Below are 11,373 nucleotides of genomic sequence, written 5' to 3' on the forward strand. Positions count from 1 at the left end.
GGTTATATTGTGGCAGGAAACGATTTGACCAACATACAGGTTTACAGGAAAAAATGGAATTTCAACATAGGAGTCATCATATTTGGCGTCATATTCATCTATCTTATAGTGACCGTACTTCTCTATCTGACAGACAAGAAAGTGTCTGCTTATGAAGTGCGGGAGGGTTCCATATTAAAAGATACGGCTTATACAGGATTTATCATCAGGCAGGAAGAGGTCGTCAATGCGGATGCAGACGGCTATATCAATTATTTTGCCCCGGAAGGCACGAAAGTAGGCGCCAAGACACAGATATATACCCTTTCCTCTGATAAGCTTGACTTTCATGAGCCGGACGGCAAGGAAGCGGACAGCCTCACTGCGGAAGAACAGGCATCTCTGCTTGTAAAGACGCAGTCTTTCAGTGAGAATTTCAATGAAAGCCAGTACGGTGATGTCTACACATTAAAGAACAATATCCAAGCGGTGCTGGAGAGCAAATCAAGCCAGAGCAGGCAGTCGCAGCTTAACAGTATGATCAATGAAGGAAGAGATGACTTTCAGGTATATCCGGCGTCCGATGATGGTATCGTCATCTACTCTACAGACGGTTATGAAGGCCTGGATCTAAAAGACGTGACGAAGGATATGGTAGAGAAGAAGGATTATGAGCGAAAGAGTATAAAGAATAATACGAAAATCAAGGCAGGAGAGCCGGTTTATAAGCTCATCACTGACGACGTGTGGACACTTGCCATCGTGCTCGATGACGACACGGCCCAGGAACTGGCAGAGACGAAGCGGGTAAAAGTGCGTTTCACAAAAGATAACGAGATGGCTACTGCGGGCTTTGCCATATATAATACGAAGGATTATAATATCGGATTTCTTACATTCACGAGTTCTATGATACGGTATGCGGAGGAACGGTATCTCGATATCGAGCTTATTCTGGAAGACGAATCCGGCTTGAAGATACCGAAATCGTCTGTAGTCAGCAAAAAGTTCTACACCGTACCGGAGGATTATCTGACACAGGGAGGAAACAGCAGGGAGACAGGCGTGCTCATCGACACAGGCGAAGAGAACGCCGAATTCCAGAAGGTGGACGTCTACTACCGGGATAATGAGATGGGGATGGTGTATCTGAACCCGGATGCTTTTGAAGAGAATACCGTGCTGATCAAAGCCGATTCCAACGATACGTACAGGCTCAAGGCTACAAAAAGCCTGAAAGGCGTATATAATATCAATAAAGGATATGCGGTATTCAAACAGGTAAAGATACTGTGCGAAAGTGATGAATACTATATCGTAGAATCAGGTAACAACTTTGGACTGGCCAATTATGACCATATCGCCCTGGACGGCAAGGCGGTGAGAGAGAACAATGTCATATTTTAAAACAGAGGAGTGATGATTATGCTGAAAGAGAATCTGGAACAGGTAGAGGACAGAATCCAGAAGGCCTGCGACAGGGCAGGGAGGGACCGCGGCGAGGTGACGCTTATAGCGGTGAGTAAGACAAAGCCCGCTGATACGTTGAGAGAGGCCTATGACCTAGGTGTCCGTGTGTTTGGAGAGAACAAGGTGCAGGAACTGGTGGATAAATACGAGGTGCTGCCGGATGATATCAGCTGGCATATGATCGGACACCTGCAGCGGAACAAAGTGAAATACATGATTGATAAAGCAGAGCTTATCCATTCTGTCGATTCTCTTAGACTTGCTGAAACAATTGAAAAAGAAGCGGAAAAACATAATATTACCGCAAATATACTTATTGAAGTGAATGTTGCAAGAGAAGAAAGCAAATTTGGTGTGATGCCTGAAGAATTAGATGAAATTGTAGAGAAAATTGCAGGATTCCCCCACCTTAACGTTAAGGGTCTTATGACGATTGCTCCGAACGTCGAAAATCCTGAGGAAAACCGGGCTGTTTTCGCCCGTTTGCGCAAATTATCTGTTGACATTGCCAGCAAAAACGTTGATAATATGAATATGAGTATACTTTCCATGGGTATGACCAATGACTATGAAATAGCAATTGAAGAAGGGGCCACCATGGTGCGAGTGGGAACCGGTATATTCGGTGAGCGCAATTACGCTCAAGTATAACGTAAGATAGGAGATTTTTTATAATGGGAGTATTAGATAAGTTTCTGGATATCATGAAGCTGAGTGATGATGATGATTACGATGACGATGATTTCTTCGACGATGACTATGAGGATGACGATTATGAAGAGAAGCCAAAGAGAAGTTTCTTCCGGAAAGAAAAGGATTATGACGACGAGGAAGAAGACGACTACGAACTTACGGCCAGAACATCTTCCAAGTCATCCCGTTCTAATAATAAAGTAACACCGATGCGCCAGCCCGCAAGGAGAAGCGGGGTAAGCATGGAGGTATGTGTCATCAAGCCTACTTCTGTCGATGATGCCAGGGAGATTACGGAGACCCTGCTGTCAGGCAGGACAGTCATTCTGAATCTCGAGGGGTTGGATTTGGAAGTGGCTCAGAGGATTATCGATTTCACGTCAGGCGCTACGTTTGCCATCAACGGCAATCTCCAGAAGATTTCCAACTACATATTCCTCGTGACACCTACCAATGTAGATATCTCAGGGGATTTGCAGGATCTGCTGAATACGTCTTTTGACGCGTCATCCATGAGGTCGAGATTTTAGGACAGGTTATGAACAAGGAAGAACAGTTATTACAGAAAAGGCTGGCTGAGCTGTCGTACATGGCCTTTACACGCGGTATTGTTACATTTTCTGATTTTCTTAATTTGAATGAGTTGAATATACTGCATACAACACCGAAGGATATGTTTCCTGCCCGTTACGAGACATATGGTGGTTATGATTTATCAGAGCGTCAGATGGTTGCATTTCTACCTGATGCTCTTTATTATGAATATGCTTATCCGGTCGCAGTCATTGAAATCAGTCCGGTCAACAGGAAGTTCGCCGAAGAGCTGACCCATAGGGATTATCTCGGGGCGCTCATGAATCTTGGGATTGAACGCTGTAAGCTGGGGGACATTATCATAGACGGCGGCCGTACCTTACTATTCGCAAAGGAAGAGCTGGCTGCCTACATTACAGGTGAGCTGACAAGGATCCGTCATACGACCGTACAGGCGGAGCAATGTACCGCCGGGGCGTTCGAATATGTACCCAGATACGAAGAATTGAAAGGAACGGTACCTTCCATAAGGCTGGACATGGTTCTGTCTGTCGCATATCCTCTGTCGAGGAGCAAGCTGACTGCCTATATCGAAGGAGGAAAGGTATATGTAAACGGGAAGCTGATTACGAGCAACGGCTGTCAGCTCAAGGAGGCTGACCGTATATCTATACGGGGGATGGGGAGACTTACTTACGAAGGAATTCTTTCCCGGACGAAAAAAGGCCGGTATATGATAGCTGTTCGCAAATATATTTAGAGAGATGGCATAAGGAAGAATGGACATTAACAATATGAAAGAGGCAAACAGAACAAAGCATTACGCTGTGGCTGTCATCGCGGCTGCTGCAGGGGTGCTGCTTGACCAGTTCACAAAATATCTGGCAATAACAAGGCTGAAAGGTGAGGAACCGTTCATACTCCTGAAGGGCGTGTTCCAGTTTGAATATCTGGAGAACAGGGGCGCTGCCTTCGGTTTGTTTCAGGACCAGCGTATGTTCTTTTTTATCAGCGTGGCGGTCATATGTACAGTCGTCATATGGTTCTACTTAAAAGTTCCTATGGAGCGGCGGTTCCTGCCGCTTCGCATCTGCGCGGTCCTGATTGTTGCAGGCGCGTTCGGCAATTGCATCGACAGGGTGCGGCTCAACTATGTAGTTGATTTCTTTTATATCAAGCTGATAGATTTCCCGATATTTAATGTGGCGGACATCTATGTGACCGTATCGACATTTGCGTTAGTCGTACTTCTGTTCTTTTACTATAAGGAGGAAGATTTTGAGCGAATTTTTCACCGTCGAAAATGAGGAAGGGGACCGGCTAGACCGTTACCTGGCAGAAGAGCTTGCAGACAGATCCCGTTCCTATATACAGAAGCTGATCAAGGACAATCATATATTAGTGAACAACAAGCCTGTAAAAGCCAATTACAGGCTTTCCTGCGGTGATATGATAGAAGTCAGCGTGCCCTCTGCCAAGAATTTTGACATTCTTCCGGAGGACATCCCACTTGATATCCTGTACGAGGATGCGGATATCATCGTCATAAACAAGCCAAAGCAGATGGTCGTGCACCCTGCTCCGGGACATTACCGCGGTACGCTCGTCAATGCGCTCATGTTCCACTGCGGGCAGGAGCTTTCCGGCATCAACGGCATGATGCGCCCAGGCATCGTGCATCGGATAGATATGGATACGACGGGGTCGCTGATCGTGTGCAAGAATGACGCGGCGCACCAGTCGCTTTCAGAGCAGCTCAAGGAACACAGCATACGCCGTATCTATGAAGCAATCGTGCACGGCGGCTTCAAGGAAGACAGTGGTACCATCGACGCTCCAATCGGAAGGCACCCCACAGACCGCAAGAAGATGAGCACCCATGCGAAAAACGGCAGAAGGGCCGTGACACACTATAAGGTGCTGGAGCGCTTTGGAGAATATAGTTATATTCAGTGTGAACTGGAAACAGGCCGGACACATCAGATTCGTGTCCATATGTCGAGCATCGGGCACCCCCTGGCCGGTGATATGGTATACGGTCCCCGAAGATGTGCATTTCCGGGCCTGCAGGGACAGACGCTGCATGCAAAGACGCTTGGAATCATGCATCCACGCACCGGTGAATATCTGGAAGTAGAAGCGCCTCTTCCACAATATTTTGTGGAATTGTTAGACCGGCTAAGGGTTATTTAGTGTAATATTTTCGGAAAATCGTGTACTTTTGAGATATATTGTTATATAATATAGGCATACTTACAAAGGAGTGTGATTGCATGGCTGAAAAGACTAATACAATTATTACGATAGGAAGGCAGTTCGGAAGCGCAGGGCGCGAAATCGGCTATAAGGTTGCGAAAGACCTGGGAATTAAACTCTATGATAAGGAGATGCTTGACAGAGCGGCGAAAGAGAGCGGCATATGCCAGGAGCTCTTTGAGACACATGATGAGAAACCCACTAACAGTTTTTTGTATTCCCTCGTCATGGATACGTATTCGCTTGGATATTCCAGCGGCAGCTATACGGATATGCCTATCAACCACAAGGTATTTCTGGCACAGTTCGACGCAATCAAGAAGATTGCAGATGAAGGTCCCTGTATTCTCGTGGGCAGATGTGCAGACTATGCGCTCCAGGAATATGAGAACGTACTGACCGTATTTATCCATGCCAGCCTGGATGCACGTATAAGGCGTATCGCCCGTATCTATGAACTGACGGATGCAAAGGCAAAAGATATGTGCCAGAAGACGGATAAGAAGCGCGCGAGCTACTATAACTACTACACGAACAAAAAATGGGCGGATGCGGAAAGCTACAACATATGTCTTGACAGTTCCGTGCTCGGCATCGAAGGTACCGCAGAGGCCATCAAGAGGCTGGTAGAACTGAAAGAAAGAGGACTCGACAGGAAACTTTAACCGAAAAGGTTAAGCATAGAACATTGAAGGGAGGGAAGCAGGCCTGCTTCCCTCCCTTCAATGTCACCTGTATTTCAATAACAGCCAAACAGACGCAGGCCGTCATCTTATGTGCGGGATACGTTCAGGCCATCCTTTTATGCTGCCGTTTAAGATTGCGGTAAACATCCGCTGCTTCGCCCCCGGATGTTCAGCATTCAGCTGCCTGACGAGCTCTTTCGCATACTGCCGTTTCGTATATCCGTCAATCGGACATCTGCTCGCCACGACCGGCAGGTCATATTTGTTCTTAAAGCCTATGATGTCCGACTCGTCCACATACATGACTGGGCGGATGACAGTCAGATCCATACGGTCCAGATATGTACGCGGCGAAAAGGAATAGAATCTTCCTTCAAATAATAGGGAGAGCAGCATCGTCTCAATGATGTCATCTTTATGGTGGGCGTAGGCCACCTTGTTGCAGCCCATCTCTTTGACGGCCTGGTTCAGGGCACCTTTCCTCATCTTCGCGCAGAGGGAACAAGGGTTGCTTTCCTTTCGTTCCTCAAAAAGAATATGGGCAATATCTGTCTTGACTATATGGTAAGGCACGCCGAGATCTTCACACAGCCGGATGACGGGAGTGAAATCACATTCGCTGTACCCGAGGTCCACCGTTACCGCGCTCAGCTTAAACTTCTTCGGATAAAACCGTCTGAGGCCGTGCAGCGCATACAGCAGCGTCAGACTGTCCTTTCCGCCGGATATGCCGACTGCGATATGGTCTCCTTCCTCAATCATGCCGTACTCCTCGACCGCCTTTCTCGTATAGCTTAACAATTGCTGCAGTTTCATATGTCAATAATTCCTTTCTGCTTATCTCTTTGCCGGTATTAGTTCCGTACCTGCTAATCTTATAATATTTCCACAGATATTACAAGCTTGATTCTAGCGAAGGCAGCGAGCCGGGCGGGGTATTTGACTCAGGATGTGCTATCATGTAAAATGGAACGAGAGGTTGATAAGATGGAAAAGACGAATATATTAATCGTAGAAGATGACAGGGCGATTGCTGATGCAGTTGCCTATACGCTGGAACAGGAAGAATTCCGGCTCATACATGCCGGCAGCATGTCGGCAGCGCAGCCATATCTCGGGAAGAAGGACATCGGCCTGTATCTGCTTGATGTCATGCTGCCGGATGGGACCGGTTATGATCTGTGCAGAAAAGTCAAGAGATACCATGACGTACCGGTTATCTTTCTGACGGCCTGTGACGAGGAGGCCAATATCGTCATGGGGCTGGATATCGGAGCGGATGATTATGTCGTGAAGCCCTTCCGGGTCCGGGAGCTCATATCGCGCATACGCAGCGTGCTGCGGCGTTATGACGGCCGGCAGGACAGCGGGCCTTCGTCTGTCTACCATGCAGGGGATATCAAGGTTCTTACGGCAGAAGGCAAGGTATACTGCCGGGGAGAAGAGATCTGTCTCAGCGCGCTGGAATACAAGCTTCTTCTTTATCTTATCCGCCATGAAGGGCAGATCGTGACGAGAGAGCAGCTGCTTTCCCATATCTATGACATCGCAGGAGAGTATGTAAACGACAATACGCTGACCGTGTATATCAAGCGGCTGAGGGACAAGCTGGAGACACATCCGGGCCATCCTTGCATCATACAGACCGTGCGCGGGCTTGGTTACAAGATAGGAGAATCACATGTTTAAGAATAGAGAGATCTTATATGCCATTATATTTATCCTCATCCTTTCCACCCTCTCTGCGGCCGCGTGCATACGCGTACCGGCTTTGGGCGGGTATGTCGTGCTTGCAGACGGAATTCTGTATATTGCCTGTTTCTCTGCTTTTGCACGCTACCGTTATAGGAAGCTCAGAACGCTGTCGGAATTTCTTCGAAAGGCACAGATGCATATGCTGCCGCTTGAGGTGCCTGACCAGTTGGAGGGAGAACTGAGCGTACTGAAGAGCGAGCTCTATAAACTGCTCGCCACGTGCCATTCCCAGTCAGAACTTCTTAAGCAGGACAGGCAGTTCCTCGCCGACACGATATCGGACATCTCCCACCAGCTTAAGACGCCGATGACATCCATGAACGTGATGGTCGATCTGCTGAAAGATGAGGCGCTCCCGCCGCAGAAGCGTCTGGAATTTACGCGGGCGCTCCACACTCAGCTGTCCCGCATGGAATGGCTGCTGTCTGCGATGCTTACGATGTCACGGATTGACGCGGGAGCTATCACGCTGAAGAAGGAGACGGTAAAGGTGTCGGACCTGATTCGTCTGGCATCGGAGCATCTTCTCGTACCGATGGAACTGCGGGGGCAGCATCTGGTGGTTCCCGATGAACTGTCCGCCGCATTCAAGGGGGACTTGCACTGGAGCAGCGAGGCAGTATCCAATATATTGAAGAACTGTATGGAACACACTCCGCGCGGCGGAACGATTACGGTCAGTGTCAGGGAGAATCCCGTCTATACTGGTATCACGATTCAAGATGAAGGGGGCGGCATCAGCGAAGAGGACAGGCCGCATGTATTCGAACGCTTCTACAAAGGTTCCAATGCTTCCCCTGACAGCGTGGGCATCGGGCTTGCCATGGCAAAGCAGCTGATTGCCGCGCAGGACGGGACGATAGAGATTGAATCTGTCTACGGAAGATATACGGTATTTATAATCAAATTCTACCATTGCAATATGTGACAATATTGTCACCTTATCTGTCACTTCGCTGTCACCTTCCCTGTCTATACTGGAATTATAGCGAAAGAACGCTGTAAGGAAGGAGGCATCATATGGATATCATCCAGACATTGACTATCCGGCATCTGAAACATTATAAAAAACGGACATTGGCAGCAGCGGCAGGCATATGGACCGCTACCGTGCTGCTCACAATGCTATCCGTCTTCATGGCATCCTTCGTGCAGAGGCTGCAAGCGGCGGATGTGGCACGGGAAGATGTAAAGCCGCTGCTAAGCGCCGCATCCGGCATGATGGCTGTCGTGCTGGCGGTCCTTGTCATATTTCTGTATAATATGCTCATCATGTCATCCAGGGACAGAGGACGCTATCTTGGCATTCTGGCCAGCGTCGGGGCTACGCCGTACCAGAGAAGGAAGATTGCATTGCTGGAGACGGTCATATTGGGAGGCGTCGGTATCCCTGCCGGTATCGGAACGGGCGTGCTGCTGTCAGTCCTCATATTCCCGTTCCGCACCGTCGTGTCCTGGCGCGTATTGCTGCTCATATTTCTGTGCGAATGTACCGCCGTACTGCTGACAGGAATCGTAAGTACCGGAAGTACCGGCAAGGGTCCCGTCATCAGTCTTATACGCAACGTGACGGATAAAAGAAGCTTCAAGAAGCCGGTCATGCTTCCCGGCTGGATTGAACGCCATTCTAAGGCAGAAGGGAAGCTTGCGCTGAAGAATATCCTATTCTTTAAGCGACGTTATCTCATCACCGGGATTTCATTTATAATATCCATGCTCTTATTCCTGGATGGATATATCTATATGAATTACCTGGACGGCCGCTACGAAGCCCGGGACAGGCGTCCGAAAGATAATGCGGATTTGGTTCTGGAAGAAGAATATAATAAAAGAAACGATGCGTGGGAGGACTTTATCGCAGAGGTCGTCACACTTCCCGGCATAGAAGAATATTCCATCCAGGAACGGGCAGATATGGGCACTGTGCTTTTCGAAGCAAAAGACATCAATCCGAAGCTGAAAAAGTATGAGAGCTATATACTGGGAACCTCTTACAAGAACCCTATCACAATAGGGAGCGTAAAGGGAGATGAGAAATGCGGATATGCGATGAATCTTGTCCTCATCGGCCTGGAGGATGATGGATTCCGCAATTATCTGGATAAAGCAGGAATCTCCGGCAGCTGGGACGAGGAAGGCGGAGCGATTCCGGTACTGATTGAAGATTATCCGGTCGCCAAGACGGGCCGTACTACGAAGTACAGGAGCGTACTTTCAGAACATGTGGCAGGTCCTCTGTCTGTATGCTCGGATGCCGGTCAGTGGCTGTACCCGGTAGCGGATTCTCAGGGAGAGCAGGTGGATGCGTTTGAAGAATGGGAGTTCCAGGTGCTGGGCGTAACCACAAAGACAGCGCCGTGCTATATCGTCAGTGCTCTTGAGGAACCGAATACGATATATTTTTACACGACGCGGCAGGCTCTGGAACGTCTTGTCAATAATAAAAACTTTCCGAAGGAACCATCCGGAACTTACCGCAGGCTGGCGTTAAAAGTAAGAAGCAAAGTCCCGGAGATTCCTGACAATGTATTGTTCCCTGCCGTGGTACAATATGGGAACACTACTACTCGAAGCCTGAAGCTTGCAGCGTCATCCTTCTCTTTCCTCTCAGATGCTGCGATGCAGAACACCCTTCAGACCCGGAATGAAGAAATCGGCAGATTGCAGAAAGAGATTGGTAAAATCGGAGTGAAGTATGGGCTGTCTGACGGGAGTGAAATGGATATCGACAATTTTGACTGGTCTGCCGTCGACTATACCTACAGCAGCTATCCCTCTCACATACTCGGGGCGCTCACAGAACCCTTCCCCCTTCTCAGGCACCTTTTTACCTACGGAGTCCTTATCTTTATGACGGTGATAAGTACTTTCCAGATGATTAAGACTATTACATCTTCGGTGCAGACGCGCCGGCGGGAATTTGCCGTGCTGCTATCCGTCGGCATGAACAGACGCCAGATAGCAAAGATGCTCTTTATGGAGAATCTCATATGTACGACATGTGCGTATGCGTCTGGTCTTGCTGCCAGTGTTCTGCTGGCTCTCGTACTTTTCCTGTCATGGGGAAAGGAACAGGCGGTGGAACCGATATTCCCATATCAGATTGTCTTGATGGAAACAATTGTATTCCTTGTACTTATCCTGATATCGGTGTATCTGTCAGTCAGAAATGTTAAGAGAATTCAGCTTATTGACATCATCAAAGAAGAAACGGTATAGGAGGGGTATAGATGGAACTTCTGAAAGTAGAAAATGTAAGCAAGATATACGGAACAGGTGATAATGAAGTGAAGGCGCTGGACAATGTTTCCTTTACAGTGGAAAAGGGGGAATTTGTCGCTATCATTGGTCCGTCCGGCTCCGGCAAATCTACGCTCCTGCACATGCTCGGAGGTGTGGACGCACCTACATCTGGCAAGATCTTTGTGGAAGGCGTGGACCTTGGCTGTATGGATGAATCAAAATTATCAATCTTTAGAAGGAGGCAGGTAGGACTGATATATCAGTTTTATAATCTGATTCCAATCCTGGACGTGCAGGAAAATATTACGCTTCCCTTGCTTCTTGATGGACAGAAGCCAGATTCCGCATACTTGGATGAATTGATAGGAACGCTTGGCCTTAAAGAGCGGCTGCACCATCTGCCGAGCCAGCTGTCTGGAGGGCAGCAGCAGCGGGTATCCATAGGGCGGGCACTGATCATGCATCCCGCACTTGTCCTTGCAGATGAACCGACAGGAAACCTGGACAGGAAAAACAGTGAAGATATCATCTCGCTGCTAAAAAAATCCAACCGGAAATACCGCCAGACCCTCATTGTAATCACCCACGATGAAAGCATAGCGCTGCAGAGCGACCGCATCCTCTACCTAGAGGACGGAAAGCTTACTGGCAGATATTAAGTGTGGGTTTAGTAAACTAAGACGCCGATGGGGAGGTATGGGACAGATGCTCCGATGCGTCCGGGAACTGCGACTATCACACAGATTCCTAAGCCTGT

Annotated in this window: 12 protein-coding genes; 11 read left to right on the top strand and 1 reads right to left on the bottom strand. The window is 48.3% G+C overall.

Going from position 1 to position 11,373, the window contains the following annotated elements; all coding sequences use genetic code 11:
* Positions 1-9 precede the first annotated feature (9 nt).
* From HJV72_RS13165 to HJV72_RS13195, 7 genes are all read left to right on the top strand, one after another.
* On the top strand, positions 10-1,386 hold the full coding sequence (locus HJV72_RS13165; RefSeq protein WP_208071553.1) for an HlyD family efflux transporter periplasmic adaptor subunit: 1,377 nt from the start codon (positions 10-12) through the stop codon (positions 1,384-1,386).
* 18 nt (positions 1,387-1,404) lie between these two features.
* A complete protein-coding gene (locus tag HJV72_RS13170; protein ID WP_208071555.1) occupies positions 1,405-2,100 on the top strand; it encodes a YggS family pyridoxal phosphate-dependent enzyme in 696 nt (231 codons plus the stop codon).
* Between the two features lie 23 nt (positions 2,101-2,123).
* Complete coding sequence (locus HJV72_RS13175; RefSeq protein ID WP_208071557.1) at positions 2,124-2,672, top strand: cell division protein SepF; 549 nt, start codon at positions 2,124-2,126, stop codon at positions 2,670-2,672.
* A gap of 8 nt (positions 2,673-2,680) precedes the next feature.
* A complete protein-coding gene (locus tag HJV72_RS13180; RefSeq protein ID WP_208071559.1) occupies positions 2,681-3,436 on the top strand; it encodes a YlmH family RNA-binding protein in 756 nt (251 codons plus the stop codon).
* Positions 3,437-3,455: 19 nt separating this feature from the next.
* Entirely contained in the window at positions 3,456-3,983 is a 528-nt protein-coding gene (gene lspA / locus HJV72_RS13185) for a signal peptidase II (RefSeq protein WP_208071561.1), read from the top strand.
* Complete coding sequence (locus HJV72_RS13190; protein ID WP_208071563.1) at positions 3,955-4,869, top strand: RluA family pseudouridine synthase; 915 nt, start codon at positions 3,955-3,957, stop codon at positions 4,867-4,869. The genes lspA and HJV72_RS13190 overlap by 29 nt, the downstream gene beginning before the upstream one ends.
* Before the next feature lie 80 nt (positions 4,870-4,949).
* The gene (locus HJV72_RS13195) at positions 4,950-5,597 is read left to right on the top strand and encodes a cytidylate kinase-like family protein (protein WP_208071565.1); all 648 of its coding nucleotides are present in this window, start codon (positions 4,950-4,952) and stop codon (positions 5,595-5,597) included.
* A 102-nt stretch (positions 5,598-5,699) separates the two neighbouring features.
* Here HJV72_RS13195 and HJV72_RS13200 read toward each other — a convergent pair whose 3' ends face one another.
* Positions 5,700-6,434 carry a tRNA 2-thiocytidine biosynthesis TtcA family protein gene (locus tag HJV72_RS13200; RefSeq protein ID WP_208071567.1) on the bottom strand — a complete coding sequence of 245 codons (735 nt, stop codon included), beginning with the start codon at positions 6,432-6,434 and terminating at the stop codon, positions 5,700-5,702.
* 171 nt (positions 6,435-6,605) lie between these two features.
* Here HJV72_RS13200 and HJV72_RS13205 point away from each other — a divergent pair, with 171 nt between their 5' ends.
* The 4 genes from HJV72_RS13205 to HJV72_RS13220 all read left to right on the top strand — a co-directional run bounded on the left by HJV72_RS13205 (position 6,606) and on the right by HJV72_RS13220 (position 11,275).
* Positions 6,606-7,307, top strand: coding sequence for a response regulator transcription factor (locus HJV72_RS13205; RefSeq protein ID WP_227184460.1), 702 nt, complete (start codon positions 6,606-6,608; stop codon positions 7,305-7,307).
* Positions 7,300-8,301, top strand: coding sequence for a sensor histidine kinase (locus HJV72_RS13210; protein WP_208071570.1), 1,002 nt, complete (start codon positions 7,300-7,302; stop codon positions 8,299-8,301). The genes HJV72_RS13205 and HJV72_RS13210 overlap by 8 nt, the downstream gene beginning before the upstream one ends.
* A gap of 92 nt (positions 8,302-8,393) precedes the next feature.
* Entirely contained in the window at positions 8,394-10,592 is a 2,199-nt protein-coding gene (locus HJV72_RS13215) for an ABC transporter permease (RefSeq protein WP_208071571.1), read from the top strand.
* A gap of 11 nt (positions 10,593-10,603) precedes the next feature.
* Positions 10,604-11,275, top strand: a complete 672-nt coding sequence (locus HJV72_RS13220; protein ID WP_208071572.1) for an ABC transporter ATP-binding protein — start codon at positions 10,604-10,606, stop codon at positions 11,273-11,275.
* Positions 11,276-11,373: the final 98 nt, after the last annotated feature.

The organism is Extibacter sp. GGCC_0201, assembly GCF_017566055.1.
Lineage (GTDB): Bacteria > Bacillota > Clostridia > Lachnospirales > Lachnospiraceae > Extibacter.